Below are 17,343 nucleotides of genomic sequence, written 5' to 3'. Positions count from 1 at the left end.
GGGCTTTCGGTTTATGCTGTTTTACAGAGTTAGACGTGTCATATCTGCCCTGAGGTCTGTACTTGACCTCCGGTGCCTGAAAGTGTATTCCACCTGAATAAGGCTGGGGTAATTGTTTATACGGTGTTAATCAAGGTCAAGAGAGGGCTGAATCCTTTTTCACGCTAATAGTAATCTTTTATATCTGTTTATGTTAGATTTCTATAACGAGGATGACCCCTCATGCGGGTGTGGGCAATGCCCAAAAGGGTGACCGCGGAAATGTGGGCAATGCCGTTGGGCTCAAAGGAGTCCCGTGACCCGCCTACAGCTAGGTATTTGAGAGTTTAAGCCCCTACATTGATGTTGAAGCTAAAATAAAATGGAGGTGTAGGGGCGAACTGGAGAGACAGTGGGGAGAAAAAGAAAGGAAGGACTTTTCCAGGCTTTCATGAGAAGGGCTTTACTTCCTCCTCCTAAGTGCTATTAAAGCGACGGCTATGATCACGATAACTACTACGACTATCCCTGCGACCTCTAACGGGCTTACCGAGGTGGTCGTACTCGTGGTCACGGGTGGTGCGGTGCTCGTCGACGTGGTGGTAACTATGCTAACCGGCTGCAGGTAATCGGAAGATAACCCTAACTGGTTTATCGCTGTCCCTCCGATCCCGTAGAAGTATTCCTGCCAGAACCAAGAGCTGGGCGGAGGTGCTACTAAGTCGTGGGTGTTTATGATTACCTGTTGGGCTTCATATACTAATGGTAGTGCGGGTAAGTAATAGTTGAGCGCGTAAGCCATCTCGTCATTTGCGGAAGTTAGTTCTGCGGAGGAGTTAGGTGCCACTGTAGCACTGTACAGCTTGATCACGTTCACCTGAGTACCGTTGGGGAGCGTCACTACCCCGTCCCACTGGGTCACGTTATAGGGTATCCCGGCGAAATACTGGGTCTCCAAATACCAGTCCACCGTTACCGGGTAATACCCTCCCCACCCTTGTACGGCCAAGTCGTAGTTTTGGCCCGTCTGCCAGTCCTTTATTAAAACACTACTTACCGTCTCTATGTAGTAAGACGTAGGTATGCCGAAAGACGTCAGCTCGTCCTTTATGACGTTCAGCATATTCGTTAAGCCTGGGCCGGGTGAAGTAGGGACGATAATGGTTAACGTAAACGGAGTCCCGTTGGGGGTATACCACTGTCCGTTCTTCATGGTAAACCCTGCACTCTCAAGTAACTGCGTGGCCTTCTGTAAGTTGGTACTATAGGGGTTGAGGTTCTGGACTGCCGGGGTGATATACTGCTTATAGTAGGTGAAGTTGGGGATCCCGTTAGGTATGGGGACGGGGGAATACTTTGACCCACCTGCAAGTGCTATTGACGTCCTGTTGAGGACATAGGCTATGGCTTGCCTAACCGGGAGTTGCGCCAGCCACGGGTTCTTGAAGTTAAAGTATAAGGCATAACCGCCGGGATCGGGTATGTTTACTACCTCATAATACGACGGTAGGCTGGAGATTAAGGTCGAAGGCAGTGACATGAACGCGCTGTATTCGATGGACACCTGCCCCTTAAGCACTGCGGCTTCGGCTGAAGATATAGAGGAGAACTGGTAGATGACTACTTGGTTAAACTTTATGTTATTAGCCGCGAAATAGTAGGGGTTCTTGTCCAAGACGATCTCGTTCGGGGTTATCTGGGCTACGTAATACGGCCCGTTATAATTAGCGGGTAAAGGCCCCGGCGGTAAGTAACTGTGGAGTTCGCTCCTCAGCTTCTTTATTAATGTTGTGTTGTCGTGTTGTAACTGGGTCCAGTCAGCATGGATCTGCTGTACTAGGGGCTTATACTGTGAGTAACTGGAAATTAACGCTACCTCCCCCAGCCCTATCGCACATATTTCGGTAAACGCCAGTAGGTAAGGTGAAAGTGTATCCGGAGGGTGTGAAATTATTATAGTGTAGTTGTTCACTACGGTGTAGTTGGGGTAAGGAGGTGCGCCAAGTATATCTAAAATGAGGCAAGTAGCCTCTATGTCGTAAGCCGTGACAGGTGCACCGTTAGCCCAGCCGGAGTGCCTTAAAGTTATTGTGACGTTTACCGTCTCGTTCTGCCACACCTGCTCCCAGTTAGAAGGAGAAAAGCTCCAGTTCTCTATTAGACACGGTATTATACCGTTATTCGAGACGTTAAGTAGGGCCGTATAGGCGTAGACCAAGCCGTAAAATGACCCGCCTAACCCCCCGTCGAACAAGTTGGGGTTATAAGTGGACAAGCTCTGGTATGGGTGTGACGTCACCCACCCTATGTATAACGTTGAAGAGTTCATTTGTGCCGACACCATTAGAGAAGACGCTAAAGGTATTAGGAGTACCATTACTATTCCTAAAGTTAAATACTTTGACAGTTTATGTGTATTCATACCATTTCTGATCAAAATCTTACCTCTATTATATTTAAACTTTTAACTTTTTTCAAATCTCTCAGTTAATTTATTTCAAATGTTTTAACCCTCATGTCTCGATTTAAAAGTTTGAGCAATATTCTAAACAACTAGTTAGCAGGCTACAAGTTACCCTTCACCTTCCACGGTTAAAGACCAGTTCGTTAGAGGCGTTAGTACCTCGTAGTATTTTAGCCTTTATGAGTAGGGGCTCGATATAGACTAAGTAATAAAGAGGTCATGTATTACACGGTTCTAAACAGACACCGAAGGGGAAATGATGAAATAAGTCCGTTAGTTTTGGGGTGGGTCGCTCACGTCTCCATTGTAGGTTGAAATTATCTCGTTAAATTAGTATAATGTATGTGTAAATAACCGGAGGTGTGCTAAACGTCCTATCTAATTAGATTCATGACCTCGGGTCTTTCAACTCTCCTTTGCGATTTCTATTTATCTAAGTAGAGTGTGGTTATAACCATTATATATATACACTGACTAATACTAACACATGATACCAAACAAAAGCGTAAAGTGACAGGTTTATAATTAAGTTTATGCAGAATTATATTACGTATATTGAATTACATGTAATTGAATCGTATGTAATTGAATTATACTAATTCAAGGAGGGATATTACAATTCACATAGGACACGTGAGAGGCTCTAACCCCCTCGTTATCCGTCCTACCAGCGTTTTAATATTATTTTTACTTGACGTGTAATTAACAGTTAAAACACCACTCCAAATAAGACAAATGGAAAACGCGATGGGTCAGCTAATGACCCTGGGTTTAAGGTAATTTTTAATAAACTGCAAATTAGTGAAACCGTTGTCAGCTCTCAGAAGGCTGTATATGTAGGGAGGTAATTGAGGGTTAAGCCCCCATACTCGATCATAGACGGGAAGATAAAAAAAGAAAGATCGAACTGAGAGTCTGTACAAACGGGACAAAACCCGGCACTAGCACTTTAAATTCCCCAGCACCACTAAAACATAATGAGGTCTATTGGAATACTTTCACAAGCGTGGAGGAAGGAAAAGATAAACCAATTAAAGGAGGTCGCAGAAAAGGCCGGGAGGCTTGGGTATACCGAGGTTTGGTCAGGGGTAGACCCCCAATACGTTGAGGGGGTAAGGGAGATCGCTAACGTAGCGGAGAAATATAATATGTATTTTTTTGTGGACATAAACCCTGACATATTGAAGGGTTTTGGCGCGTCTCCCTCTAACCTCCAGGTCTTTAAAGACCTAAAAGTTAAGGGGCTTAGGGCTGATTACGGCTTCAGCGTGGAAGAGATAATAAAGATGGCTAATAACGATTTAGGGCTTGTAATAGAACTTAACGCCAGTATATTCCCCACGGATAAGTTGGACTACGTGATAAGCAAGGTAAGGGATATTGAACTCTTAAAAGCCAGCCACGACTTTTACCCCATTAAGTATACTGCACTATCGTTAGAGGACACGGTGAAAAAGTCAAAGGAGTTTAAAGAGAGGGGCATCCCCGTAGCCTTATTTATACCTTCACCGAGGGAAGTGGAAGGTCGCACTACGGTAGAGGTCTTCAGGGGGAAGGACGTAGGAAAGTCCGCTTCCATCGCGTTTAACACCGGGGTCATTGATAGGGTGATACTAGGAGACCCCTTTCCGACCGACGAGGAACTATCGGAATTAGTGGAAGCTAGAGAATACACTAAGGTCAGGGTATTAGTTTACCCGGGCCTAACGGAGGAGGAGAACAAAGTCTTTAGTGTGAAGTTTTACGATGTAAGGATTAAGGAGTATTCCGTTGCTCTAAATACGCTTGCTAAGAACGACATTAAGCCCAGGAATATAACGAGGAGGTTTAGGGGGGCGGTCACGGTGATGAACGGGAGACCGGACGTAATTGAAGTGTGGATATTTAAGAGAGAGGTAGAAGCTGATAGGAGGTTTAACGTAATAGGGGAGGTATTACCGGAGGACATGGACCTTTTGGAGTACTTAGGAGAGAGGATGCCGATAAAGCTTGTCCCCGTAGAGATGAAATGAAGCCCATCGCCCTCTCCCTGCCCCCTTTCCCTGTACAAAGTCCCACGGTATACTATTTGCGTATAACCGTGGGGGGCACGGTCGCCTTTTACGTGATGGCTGAGTATAAACAGTTTATAGTGACGAGGGTTGTATTAATGCCGTTATTCTGAACAAATGATAACTCTTATATGAATAAATAACATCAAGTCATCACAGACGGTGTTTACAATTTGTGTAGTGTTAAACGTCTATTTTGCGAATGATTCTAAACTTTAATAGAAATTTTTAATAAATAAATCTTAACAAATTTATTAATATAATGCAAATTATCCGCCTAACCTGCCGAGCCCGTATGACCGGAGGGTAAATCTCTTTACTACCCTAACCCAACCGGGTGTAGTCCTTTTTTCCTCCCCATCAGGTATCAGGGCCCCCATACCGGGTCGGTTTACAAGGGCCTTTTAAAGGTATGTATTCGCCGTGGATATGATGCGGGACATGACACGGGACTTGTCCTTCAGGGCCCGAAGGAGTACGATAGTCTCGTAATATCGTCGAAAGGCCCGACCTTGTGGAGGCGAACGAGTTAAGGCCGTATGACTCCCACGGTTACAAGCCCGAGTTTCAAGAGGCGCGTATTGCTCACTCCGCCGGTATAACGTAGTCCCCATAAGCACTTATTATGAATTGGCACTTATTATGGAAAAAGGAGTTGACTTACCCGATTATTTACCCACTCCGAGTATATGTATACAGTAATAAACCTGAAAAGCTTAAAAAGTATTAAGAGGTGAAGTGAATTATGAACAAAGCTTGGCTTATAAGAAGAGTTGCCATGGCATTTCTCACAATTATTATTACCATTATAATAAGTTGGGTCTTGATAGAGTATTCCCCGAACAGCCCGGCTAATGCGCTCCTCACAAACTTGAGGGTAACGGAGGCGAGTAACCCTAAGTTTGCCCAAATATACGCGTCCGAGTTACAGTTTTATAACGACTTAGTGCCCCACGGTAACCCCGTGATAGAGGCTTTCAACTATATTTGGCAAGTACTGCACGGGAATTTGGGGCTGGACGTGATCTCTGAAGAGCCCGTAACTACGATCATAGCTACGTCTTTACCGTGGACGATCTTCATAGTGTCCACTTCTTTGCTCATAAGCTTCTTCTTGGGTATAAGGGTAGGCCAGAAGATGGGCTATAAGAGGGGTAGCAAAGTCGATTCTTCCCTGACCACCTTTTTCACCTTGTTACGCTCTATACCCCTATACATAAGCGGGGCACTATTCCTGTTTATTTTAGGGTTTGAGTTACATTGGTTCCCCACCGGTGGGGCTTACTCTGCCAGCATAACACCGGGCCTGAGCTTGCCCTTTATAGTGAGCGTCCTATACCACGCTATTCTCCCTATAAGTACCCTCACTTTGGCCAACTTAGCGGGTTGGGCACTGCACATGAGGGCGAATACTATTTACACCTTAGGAGAGGACTATGTGAGTTTTGCGGAAATAAGGGGGGTCAGGGACAAATTAATTGAGACTAAATACGTAGGGAGGAACGCTCTACTCCCCTTATATACGAGCCTTATAATTTCGATAGGGTTCTCCTTTGGTGGTTCGGTGTTTGTAGAGGAAATTTTCAGTTACCCCGGTGTAGGTAACCTACTTTATTACGCGATTACGAACAACGACTATACGTTAGAAATGGGGATATTCATTATAATAATTACTGCTGTGGTGGTGGGCGTACTGTTAGCCGACCTCACGTACTCGCTGATCGACCCTAGGGTAAGGAACGAGTGAAAGGCACATGTCGGTCTCCGGTTTCCTGGACGTTAGAGACCTTTCGGTCTGGTACCGTGTGGGTAGCTCTGAAATAAGGGCTGTGAGGGATGAAAGTTTTTCCATGGAAAAAGGGGAGGTCTTGGGGATAATAGGGGAGAGCGGGTCGGGGAAGTCCACGTTAGCTAAAGCGATCCTCAGGGCGATAAGGCCTCCCGGTAGGATAGGGCCCCAGTCAAAGATATTCTTTAAAGGGAAAGACCTTTTAGCGATGAAAGAGTCAGAGTTTAGGCGAGAAGTACTGTGGAAATTAATATCGTACGTACCTCAGGCGTCCCAGAACTCCCTTAACAACACTATGAGGGTCATAGACCACTTCTATGACACCGCGTATTCTCACGGGCTGAGCAGGGAGGAAGCTACTGAAAGGGCGTTGAACCTACTCAGGACAGTAAGGCTGGACCCTGAAAGGGTCGCGAAGGCTTACCCCTTTCAACTGAGCGGGGGCATGAAGCAGAGGGTGCTAATAGCCCTGAGTTTACTCCTTAACCCGGAGTTGGTCATAATGGACGAAGCCGTGAGCTCTTTAGACGTAGCGACCCAAAAATACTTATTGGAAATAATAAAGGACATTAATAAAGACATGGGCACTTCTATTATTTTTATAACTCACGATATCCCCGTAGCTGCTTTCATATCCACTAAAATGATCGTCATGTACGCCGGGGAGATAGTCGAGGAAGGTAGGACGGAAGAAATTATTAAAAAACCCTTACACCCTTACTCGAACGCCCTTATGAGCTCCGTGCCTTCCATCAAGGGTGACCTCGATAGGGTGAGGCCCATAAGGGAGGGGTTGCCTTCTACTGAAGGTTGTTTGTTCAGCACCAGGTGTGATAGGGTAATGGAGAGCTGTAAAACCCAACACCCCGGTATATCCGCTTTTAACGGTAGGAGAGTGAGGTGTTTCCTTTATGGCACTAATAAAGCTGGATGACCTCACGGTCAGGTATACGCAGGGTAGGTTTAACAAGAAAGTCATATACGCTTTAAAAGGCGTAGACTTGGAAATTAACAGCGGGGAGACTGTCTCCGTAATAGGGGAAAGCGGGGCGGGTAAGACTACATTAGCTAGGGTATTGGTGGCGTTGGAAAAGCCTACCGGAGGCACTTATCTGTATAAGGACAAGGACGTGTGGAAAGACAAGGGGGCTAGAAAGGAAGTCAGGAGGGAAGTGCAATACATCTATCAAGACCCCATTAGCGCCTTAAACCCGTCAAAGACGATAAGGGAGTCGATTTCCTACCCGGTAAAAAAACACCTAAAATTAAAGGGGGACGAGTTATACGGTAAAGTAGTGGAATTGGTTAAAGCTGTAGGTTTAGACCCTTCGCTGGTCGACAGGTACCCTAACCAGTTATCCGGGGGACAGTTACAGAGGGTAAACATAGCTAGGGCTATATCTGTAAACCCCAAGGTCTTAATAGCCGATGAGCCCGTAACGATGTTAGACGCTTCCTACAGGGTGGGTATAATAGACCTCCTCGTGAAACTTAAGAAAGAAATGGATATGACCTTGGTATTAATAACTCACGACTTAGCGATAGCTAAATACTTGAACTACAAGTCGGAAGGGGTTAAGGGAGTCGTGATTTACGGGGGTAGAGTCGTAGAGGAAGGAAAGATAGACGATATAATACAGAACCCTCTGCACCCTTATTCTAAGTTTCTGGTGGGCTCTTACATCGACATAAATTATGAGGCTGCTGAGGCGGAAGACCGTGGTGTACAAGAACCTAAAGAGGCTGTAATACCCAACCAAGGGTGTCCTTTTAGCGTTAAATGCCCATACGCCGTAGACAAGTGTAAGAAAGGTTTCCCCAACTATACTGTTAACAGGGACAGGAAAGTAGCTTGTTACCTTTACGGTTGATGGAGATGAAAGTGCTCTTGACCATCTCCTTACTGTTGCTATTTTTTGGGGTAATCATGGTGCCCTTTACACTCTACTACTCAAATAGTGTGGTCTATGAAAAATCGTTCCACCTTTTCGTAGGGGAGAAAAGCGGTTATACAATATCGTTTGGCGGTAGTCCCGGTGACCTGGCTAAAATAAAAGGGTACTCCACTTACCCAGTACTCGTCTTGCAGGAAAACCCACCTTATGCAGGGGATTATTTAGGGGAGCTCAAGGGAAATTTTTCAAAGACTTTTTACGTAATGCCGTTTAGGGAGCTCTTAATAGAAGGGGGGAATTACCCGTCTAATGTCACGGCTGAAATTTTAGTCTATAACACGGACTTCTCGCAAACAGGCTATACGATTTCAGGGGTACTGATAGGTTTAGGGCTAGTACTGCTAGCCTACAACCGCGCTTTATCAAAACAGGAAAGTGTAAAGAGGGGTCAACGTAAGAAAAGGAAGTAGTTAGAGCCCCTCTCTGGCTTCCTTCCTAATCTTATAAATAGAGTAAACTATTGCGAAGACCGAGATAATTAACGTGAACGAGATAACCGCGTCCAAGTATAAAATTTTATAATCGAATATCAGTGAGAAAATGGACAGGAATAGAAAAATGTAACCGAAAGCTAATAAGCCCCTATAGTCGGTCATAAATAAATATCTGCCGTTAGCGAGAATTAAATTTTCCCGTCAATGAACTTGTATACAGATACGGCATTATAATCGTTCTCATACAGTTTTAAATTAAGGAGTCCCCCCCCCCCCGTCACGAAAGTACTCGGAGGGCCTGCATCGACTCTGGCTAACCAGTTTGTTTTGCGATTTTTGATCGCGTTATTGATTATACCTAATTATCAAACACAAGCTTATCAACGTTAATACGTAATACCGCGTAAAAGCATAAGGCGAGTATTTACAATTTAGTTTAACCAGAACGACTTCGTACACCATTTATTTGCTCCGTGGGCCATACAATTGGAGAGGAAACATTTCAATTCGCGGTAAATGCCTAAGCGAACCCTTAATTCCTCAAAGCTTGAAGTCCCGCTCCTGAGGCCTTAAAATTTATGCTTTGATCGGGCTTTTTGCGGTTTAGTCAGCAAGGCAGTGAGGGACAAAACCCTTAAAAGTTTGTACAGCGGTAAAACGCAAACCCTACCTGGGTACTACGGCGACCTAGTATTAAGTTTTTAACTTGCAATGCGGATTTTTATTTACATGAAACTCGTCGATTACCTTAAGCTTATTTGGAGGAACAACAAGGGGAAAGCCGGGTTAATAATAACAGTGTTTTTCATACTGTTGGGTACTGTAGGCCCGTTAATAGTCCCCAAACCCGTAGTCGTTAATATTAACCCCAACATGATATTCAGGCCGCCCATGCTGAGCCCCGAATATATCCTAGGGACGGGGCCGTTGGGGTGTAGTATTTTAGGGGACATAGTCTGGGGGGCCCCGTTCATCCTCGAAGTGAGTTTCTTAGCAGGGCTATTCACTACTCTAATAGGGATCACGGTGGGGATGGTAGCTGGGTATATCGGGGGTATAGTGGATAACGTGCTCATGTCGATTAACGATATAGTGATGACTATGCCGAGCCTGATCCTTATACTCATCCTCGCCACGTCCTTGAAGACGACGAACCCGTTTATCCTGGCCGGTATATTGAGTATTAGTGGTTGGACGGGGCTGGCCAGGGCCATCAGGTCTCAGATCCTCCTCATGAAAAACCTACCTTACGTCGAGGTCTCAAGGATATTAGGGTTAGGGAGTTTTCACATTATATTCAGGGAGATCATGCCCACAATTGCGTCCTACATAGCGATACACTTCATATTTAACGTAGAGGGGGCACTGTACGCTTCCGTAGGCCTCTATTTCTTAGGGATCCTACCCGTGAGCCAGTACAACTGGGGTGTAATGATAAATGAGGCATTGCAGGACGGGGGGATTTACGGTAACCAGGCCTTCTGGTACTTATTTTGGCCCTCGTTCTTTGTAGTCATGTTCATGTTCGGGCTGATAATGTTGAGCTACGGAATAGACGAGATCTCAAACCCGAGGCTCAGGAGGGTCTGACTTGCTAATACCTTTTTATATAGTAGAAAATATAATGATAGACGCCTACTTCCTCGACAAGCTCACCCACAGTGAGGACAGGGTATTATTAGTCAAAAAGGGAAAGCAAGGATTACCTTCAGGGGAGATAGGACCCATACCCTATAATTTAGTTATATTGTATATAGAAGAGGGGTTCAGGGCTACTGAAGAGGCCCAACATACGTCCCTCAGATTATCAGAAATATTGGAATCTATATTTTATAACCAGTCCGTTTATATGAGGAACAGGGAGAGAGAGATAATGGAAAAAACTATGAAGAAAATCTTTAGGGACTTGTATTCCAAGTTACTCTCGATCCTTAAAGACAGCCCGAAATACGACCTCACTTGGCACGACATTTCCGTAAGAGGTACGGAATTACTATTTGACGGCGAAGCGGACAAGGTATATACGAGGCTGTATTTGAACGACAACCGGTTCAGGGAGGAAGTTGATAGGTTAACAAAACAAGGCAAGCCTTATTAACTGTCAAAGTTATTTCATAGTGATGAGAAGGGAAAACGAAATATTTACGCGTATTTCTTTTGTGCTGGCAAACTCCTTTTACGATATAAGGTACACAGAATGGGCCCCCCTTAGCGGTACTACTTACACGCTGGGGCTTGAAAACGGAGATGACAACAAGTACTTAATGGTATTGGATTATCACGGTTCAGCGTTAATTAAGGTGAACTCTGAGCCGTATTTTGCGTTAGACGATTACCACAATACCTTCCCGTTACCTAAGGGCAAGGTAAAAATAGAAGCGGATTTCTCCCCGTTTAAGGCGTTCGGACAGAGGACTGAGATAAGGCCCGGGACCCCGGTGACCTTTAAACGGAACCCGTCCGCTTATAATTTCTGGGTATACGCTAACACGACCCTGCAATTGGCTAAGTTAGCTCAGGGGTACCTGAAGGAAAAACTGTTACAAGTACTTACCGAGTCGCTATCTTTAGCCCCTTTTGCCTCGGTCTCTAGGGATCAACTTGTCCTCGCCTCACACTACTGGAGGGACTTCCCCAGACATTTACTCGACTTTACACAAGGCATGAATTACCCTGAACACAGCGGGAGTTATGAGGAAGCACTGAAAGCCCTATCCGAAGGGGTGAGGGGGCTCAGGGAGCTCTTCGGAAAGCCCGGTAAAATGAACGCCGTTGCCCACGCGCATATAGACACTGCGTGGCTGTGGAACTTCGACGAGACGAGGAGGAAGGTAGCGAGGACTTTTTCTACAGTCCTTAACCTCATGGAAAGGTACGACTTCACGTTTATCCAAAGCATGGCAATATATTACGAATGGGTAAAGGAAGACTACCCCGCGTTGTTCAACAAGATCAAGGAGAAAGTAAAGGAAGGTAGGTGGGTCTTGGGTGCGGGGTGGGTGGAATTTGACGCGAACCTACCGGCGGGTGAGTCCCTTGTAAGGCAGTTGCTTTATTCCCAACAGTTTTATGAAGAGAACTTCGGGAAGAAAGCTGAAGTCCTCTGGCTCCCAGACACCTTCGGGTTCTCCGCTCAATTACCGCAGATCATGAGGTTGGCTGAGATAAACCTCTTCGCTACCCATAAACTGTTCTGGAGCGATACCAATAAGTTCCCCTACTCGGTCTTTAACTGGATAGGTATAGACGGGTCCAGAGTCACGGCTGTAGCTTTCGGGAACGGTAGGGGAGGGTATAACTCAGATTTCAGTGTCGAGAGTGTATTAGAACAATGGGATAATTGGAAGGACAAAGACCAACCCTTATTGTACGCGTACGGGCACGGGGACGGAGGCGGGGGCCCTACAGAAGACATGCTGGTCGCTGCGAAAGCCATAGACCAACTCCCTTCAACGCCATCAGTGGAATTAAGCGGAGCCCATAACTACGAGGCGAAGGAAAACTGGAACGGCGAACTCTACGTAGAGACTCACAGGGGGGTCTACACTTCTCACTCCAGAATGAAATACTTGCACAGGAGGACTGAGGTAGCCTTAAGGGAGGCAGAGATATGGTCTACTATCGCGAGGAGCTATGACGAAAAGAGGCTGAAGGTATTGTGGAAGACATTACTCAAGGACGAGTTCCATGACGTATTGCCGGGTTCTGCCATAAAGGAAGTGTATGAGACGGTCTACCCGGAGCTGGAGAACGTAATTAAGGAAGCCGATAAAGTCGCTTTAGACTCTATCAAGAGAATAGCAGGGGAGGGAGATAAATTGATGGTCTTTAACTCTTTGTCGTGGGACAGGGAGGACTATGTGGTTTTAGGAGAGGAGGTAGAGGGGGGACAAAGGACTGAAGAGGGTTACCTCGTCAGGGTCAGGGCCCCTCCCTTAGGTTATACCGAACTTAAACCCCTCAGGGTAAACCCGGTGAGGTTAGAAGGGCTTATAATGGAGAACGAATACCTTAAAGTAAAACTAAACGGGGACGGGACGCTGGCTTCGCTATACGACAAGGAAACTGGGAGGGAAGCCCTGAGTTCCCCTTCTAATAAACTCGTAGTCTACGAGAACATACCGGGCTGGGCTGACGCTTGGGACATTGAACCTTCTTATGAGGACAAAAAGTTTGAACTCAAGGCTGAAAAGTACGAAATAAAGGAGACGGGCCCCTTCAGGGCTTGCGTCAGGTTCTATTATACGTTCAGGAACTCAAAAGTCTTACAAGACGTGTGCTTATACGCAAAGAGTAGGAGGATAGACTTCAAGACTACTATCTCAATGCCTGACAGGGAGCTGTTACTGAAATCGTGGTTTTACTTCGATTTAAATACCCCAGAGGCGACCTTCGAAGTGCCTTACGGGGTACTGAAGAGGCAGACCACAAGGAACACAAGTTGGGAAAAGGCTAAGTTTGAGGTACCGATGGGGAAGTGGCTGGATCTATCTGAGGACGACTACGGGGTGGCGGTCTTAAACGACGGTAAATACGGGGTGGCAGTTGAGGGGAACGCCGTGGGCCTTTCCTTAGCTAAGACCCCTATCTACCCCGATTACACTACGGATGCAGAGGCCAACAGCTTTACATACTCCGTTTACCCCCATAAAGGCGACTGGAAAGAGGCTAAAGTATATCAGAGGGCTTATGAGCTCAATTACCCCTTGAAGGTAGTTAGGGGAAAGGGTGGAGAGGGGAGTTTCGTAAGGGTAAGACCGGACAATTTAGTCGTAGAAGCCATAAAGGGGTCAGAAGACAAAAGAGGTATAGTCGTCAGGTTGTATAACGTCCAAAATAACAGAGGCGAGGGCGAGGTCGAATTGTGGTTTAACCCCAATAAGGTAGAGCGGGTGAACGTGCTTGAGAACCCTATTAGCGGCCGTGTCCAGCTAAACGGAAATAAGGTGAGATTTAATTACCGTAATTATGAAATAATTACTATAAAGTTAGAGGGGTGAGGAGGCAGAACCAACATTTTGTCTAAAACCTTTGCGTCCACTTTTTTGCGTCAACCGGGTGTAAGGTGTTAAGACTTTCCCATTAAGGGCTCTGGAGCCTTAGGCGTTTAAAGTAAAACAAGGCAAGTATTGAGGCAGTCCAGGCTAGCTCTCTGGCTCCGTTTTTCAACAAATGCTAACTGTATTGTCGTTATCAAGTCGGATAGAAAAGGTCAGCTTAAGAGTGTAAAATCGTAATACCATTTTGTAAGGGTAGGAGTTACTCGGTGTCTTTGCAATTATAAACCGTAAACCTTAAGACCTCTCTGCATGCAATTATAAACTTAATTTAAGGTATTATTTACATAAAAAACGGGTTCTTTGCCGAGAATTTTATTAACAAATGTAAAAATTTTTGAACTATTCTTTGATTTTATCATAAATTTTTCTTCATTATCGACTAAATGTACCGAAGTCTAAGAATAATAATAGATCCGTAAAGTATTAAAGAAAAGCAACACGATACATTTTTGATTAAAAATGAACAAGTCTATTAAAGGGAAATATCTACTATCTTCCTTAATACTAGTCTTATTGGTTATGCCAGTGTTTACTACAGTGAATATGTTAAGTACAGCGGATAGCGGGACTACGATGTACTATATTTACAATAACTCTCCTCAATACTCCGTGTTACCCGGGTCAATATACGTCCAACAGCTACCCTCAAACTACGAGATACCTTTTGCTGTCCTGCTTAATTTCACCAACTACCAGACTTTACTCTCCATAACTAACGAGATATCGAACCACGAAGCCAAATACTTGTCCCCATCTCAGTTCAGGAGTGAGTTCTATCCTTCCCAGTCATACAAAGAAAGCCTTATAAAGTACCTGGAGTCCTACGGAATAAGTTTTACCGGCGATTACGGGTTGATCCTAACATTCCAAGGGACTGTAGGTGAAATAGAAAAGGCATTCCACACATACATAAATTGCTACTACTATCCCAACCAGAACTTAGACTGGTTCGGGTTATTAGGTATAGAAAATATAGGACCTTTCTATTACTTCACTAACAACGTAACACCGTCTTTACCGTATAAAGTGGGTAAATATATAGTCGGAATAGTAGGGATAGATAGTGTTGACCCTAAGGTATACCCGGTAATTAGGAGTGCGTGGACATTAGAAATGCATACCATCAAAAGCAGTGACCCGTCATTAGTGTCGAGCGTCCTGGTAACACCAAAAGCTATAGCCCAGTACTTCGGTTTCACTGAACTGTATAGCCAAGGTTATCTAGGACAAGGGACTAAGATAGCTATTGAAGGGGTCCCAGAATCTTATGTAGAGACAAGCGATATTTACCAGTTTTGGAAAGAATTTGACATAGTACCAAGGACCGGAGGACTACACGTAGTATATCTAGGCTACTACACCATATCAGGACAGTCGAGTGAAAACGAACTCGATGCGGAGTGGTCCGGTGTGTTTGCACCTGCATCTGACGTATACATAGTCTTCAGTAACGGATATGTGGGCGGACCGGCTTTAGTGGGCAATTCGCTAAATTACTACTACGAGTACTATTACATGGTGAATTACATAGACCCTAATGTCATCTCAATTTCCGTAACTCTACCGGAGTCATTTTTAGCCGCTTATTACCCGGCAATGCTATGGATGATCCACAACATAATGATGCAGGCTGTAGACGAAGGGATATCCGTATTAGCTGCTTCTGGGGACTGGGGATTTGAGAGCGATAACCCACCACCAAACTTCAACATAGGTATCTTTAATACAATATGGTATCCCGAAAGTGACCCGTACGTTTCAGCGGTAGGCGGTATTTTCGTAAACGCGACGTCTACTGGTCAGGTGCAATCGATCTCCGGTTGGGATTACAGCACAGGAGGGATAAGCGTAGTATTCCCAGTACAGAACTTCGAGCTGACGTCATTGATACCTTTCACACCGTTCTTCCAGAGGACATACCCCGATATAGCGTTTGTATCAGCCGGAGGTTATAACATTGTAGAATACGGTTTCGGGTTACCGCTAATATTTGACGGTCAACTGTATGTATGGTATGGGACTAGCGGGGCAGCCCCTATGACAGCAGCTATGGTAGCACTTACCGGATTAAAGCTGGGAGACTTAAACACCATACTTTATCACATATCGTATCTAGGGTTTATAATAACGCCTAAAGGATTTGCCATAGGGATGCCTGCATGGATACCTATAACGTCTGGTAACAACCCGCTTCCTGCATATTACGGTTGGAACTTTGTAACCGGACCGGGGACTTATAACGCATACGGAATGGTATATGACCTGAGACTGTTCTACTCAGTAGTCTATTAAGCACCTTCCCTTCTAAAGAAATTTTCTATAAATAATAAGTGTGTTTCTTTTTTAAAAAATTGTTATCATTATCTTGTTTTTGTGTGGCTCTTTTCTTTCAACGAGTCTTTCATATATACCAAAAAACCGTAAAGCTGAACACTACCCAGATACTCGCATCTAATACCCGGAAAAAACTAAACTTTTAACGGGTGGTGTGTAATAGCTCAACCTATTTCTTCACCATTTTTATATACTTTAACTACCCTCAATTTGTCATCCAATAGCACTATATCAGCGTTTTTCCCGGGTAATAACGCGCCCCTATCCGTAAGCCCTAAAGCTTTGGCAGGGTTATAAGAGGTCATCATGACCGCGTCATAGAGACCGGTGAGCTTAGCCAAGTTAGCAAATGCCTTGTCCATCGTCAGAGTGCTACCAGCCAACTTACCTTCTTTGGTGAGAGCCCTCCCTTCCTTTACCGTAATCTCCACCTTTCCCAGTGTATATTCCCCGTCGGACAGCCCCGCGGCCATAATGGAATCGGTGACCCCGACAACTCTTTCCCTACCTACACTTTTGACCAGGAATTTTACCAACTCCTTGTCTACGTGAATAAAGTCCGGGATTATTTCTATGTAAGGAGAGTAGTTTATACTGGCCAGTATTACCCCCGGGTCTCTATGGTGAAAAGGCCTCATAGCGTTAAAAATATGGGTCGTCCTATCCGCCCCGAGCAGGAACGCTTTTGTAGCCGTCTCGTAGTCCGCATCGGTATGGCCGATGGATACGTGTATACCCATACCTACTAACGCCGAGACGAATTCCAATCCCTTCTCTGGCGCTACTGTTACCGTCCTCAACTTGTTTTTGCTAAGCTCGACACACCGTCTCACTTCAGTCATATCGGGACTCCTTATATACCTGACATCTTGGGCCCCGGCATGCTTTTCACTTATGAAGGGGCCCTCCAGATGCAAGCCCGCTATTGACGGGTCTTCAATTTCCCCTACAGCCTTGCAAGCTTCTGCTAAGTCTTCCTTAGGGAGGGTGACGGTGGTAGGTAAAAAAGTTGTGACCCCGTACTTTACGTATATTTCCCTCATCTTCAGCAAATTACCCAGAAACTCGTCTACGGATCTCCATGAGGTAAAATCATAACCCCCTATACCGTGGGTGTGGACGTCCACAAAGCCCGGGACTGCGATTAGCCCCTCCATGTCTTCCCCTCGGTCTTTGCCCTCGTATACCCTCTTAATTTTACCACTTTCTACCTCTATAGTCCCGGTAAACTCTTTGTAGGGAGTAACTATTTTTACATTTGTAATTTTCACAACACT

Annotated in this window: 12 protein-coding genes; 9 read left to right on the top strand and 3 right to left on the bottom strand. The window is 45.1% G+C overall.

The genetic code is table 11. The features are described 5' to 3' along the window. Nucleotides 1-442 precede the first annotated feature (442 nt). Nucleotides 443-2,416, bottom strand: a complete 1,974-nt coding sequence (locus KN1_RS06170; protein WP_225905802.1) for an ABC transporter substrate-binding protein — start codon at nt 2,414-2,416, stop codon at nt 443-445. Nucleotides 2,417-3,420: 1,004 nt separating this feature from the next. Between KN1_RS06170 and KN1_RS06165 the strand changes: the two genes are divergently transcribed. The 5 genes from KN1_RS06165 to KN1_RS06145 all read left to right on the top strand — a co-directional run bounded on the left by KN1_RS06165 (nt 3,421) and on the right by KN1_RS06145 (nt 8,648). Next, on the top strand, nt 3,421-4,455 hold the full coding sequence (locus KN1_RS06165) for a MupG family TIM beta-alpha barrel fold protein (protein WP_221290101.1): 1,035 nt from the start codon (nt 3,421-3,423) through the stop codon (nt 4,453-4,455). Nucleotides 4,456-5,239: 784 nt separating this feature from the next. After that, the gene (locus KN1_RS06160; protein ID WP_221290099.1) at nt 5,240-6,241 is read left to right on the top strand and encodes an ABC transporter permease; all 1,002 of its coding nucleotides are present in this window, start codon (nt 5,240-5,242) and stop codon (nt 6,239-6,241) included. Nucleotides 6,242-6,248: 7 nt separating this feature from the next. Next, the gene (locus KN1_RS06155) at nt 6,249-7,217 is read left to right on the top strand and encodes an ABC transporter ATP-binding protein (protein ID WP_221290097.1); all 969 of its coding nucleotides are present in this window, start codon (nt 6,249-6,251) and stop codon (nt 7,215-7,217) included. Next, on the top strand, nt 7,195-8,154 hold the full coding sequence (locus tag KN1_RS06150; RefSeq protein WP_221290095.1) for an ABC transporter ATP-binding protein: 960 nt from the start codon (nt 7,195-7,197) through the stop codon (nt 8,152-8,154). The genes KN1_RS06155 and KN1_RS06150 overlap by 23 nt, the downstream gene beginning before the upstream one ends. A 5-nt stretch (nt 8,155-8,159) precedes the next feature. Continuing rightward, nucleotides 8,160-8,648 (top strand): hypothetical protein, encoded by a 489-nt coding sequence (locus KN1_RS06145; protein ID WP_221290093.1) that lies wholly within the window; start codon nt 8,160-8,162, stop codon nt 8,646-8,648. Here KN1_RS06145 and KN1_RS06140 read toward each other — a convergent pair whose 3' ends face one another. Beyond that, nucleotides 8,649-8,834: a hypothetical protein gene (locus KN1_RS06140; protein ID WP_221290091.1), complete on the bottom strand. Its 186-nt coding sequence runs from the start codon at nt 8,832-8,834 to the stop codon at nt 8,649-8,651. It abuts the gene before it with no gap. A gap of 567 nt (nt 8,835-9,401) precedes the next feature. Here KN1_RS06140 and KN1_RS06135 point away from each other — a divergent pair. The 4 genes from KN1_RS06135 to KN1_RS06120 all read left to right on the top strand — a co-directional run bounded on the left by KN1_RS06135 (nt 9,402) and on the right by KN1_RS06120 (nt 16,024). Beyond that, a complete protein-coding gene (locus KN1_RS06135; RefSeq protein WP_221290088.1) occupies nt 9,402-10,262 on the top strand; it encodes an ABC transporter permease in 861 nt (286 codons plus the stop codon). A gap of 1 nt (nt 10,263) precedes the next feature. After that, nucleotides 10,264-10,770 carry a hypothetical protein gene (locus KN1_RS06130; RefSeq protein ID WP_221290086.1) on the top strand — a complete coding sequence of 169 codons (507 nt, stop codon included), beginning with the start codon at nt 10,264-10,266 and terminating at the stop codon, nt 10,768-10,770. A gap of 22 nt (nt 10,771-10,792) precedes the next feature. Continuing rightward, nucleotides 10,793-13,672, top strand: coding sequence for an alpha-mannosidase (locus KN1_RS06125; RefSeq protein WP_221290083.1), 2,880 nt, complete (start codon nt 10,793-10,795; stop codon nt 13,670-13,672). A 519-nt stretch (nt 13,673-14,191) separates the two neighbouring features. Continuing rightward, complete coding sequence (locus tag KN1_RS06120) at nt 14,192-16,024, top strand: S53 family peptidase (RefSeq protein WP_225905801.1); 1,833 nt, start codon at nt 14,192-14,194, stop codon at nt 16,022-16,024. 206 nt (nt 16,025-16,230) lie between these two features. Here KN1_RS06120 and nagA read toward each other — a convergent pair whose 3' ends face one another. Next, nucleotides 16,231-17,337: an N-acetylglucosamine-6-phosphate deacetylase gene (gene nagA, locus KN1_RS06115; protein ID WP_221290081.1), complete on the bottom strand. Its 1,107-nt coding sequence runs from the start codon at nt 17,335-17,337 to the stop codon at nt 16,231-16,233. Between the last annotated feature and the right edge of the window lie 6 nt (nt 17,338-17,343).

The organism is Stygiolobus caldivivus (genome assembly GCF_019704315.1).
GTDB lineage: Archaea > Thermoproteota > Thermoprotei_A > Sulfolobales > Sulfolobaceae > Stygiolobus > Stygiolobus caldivivus.
This window is presented reverse-complemented; position numbering and strand designations above follow the sequence as displayed.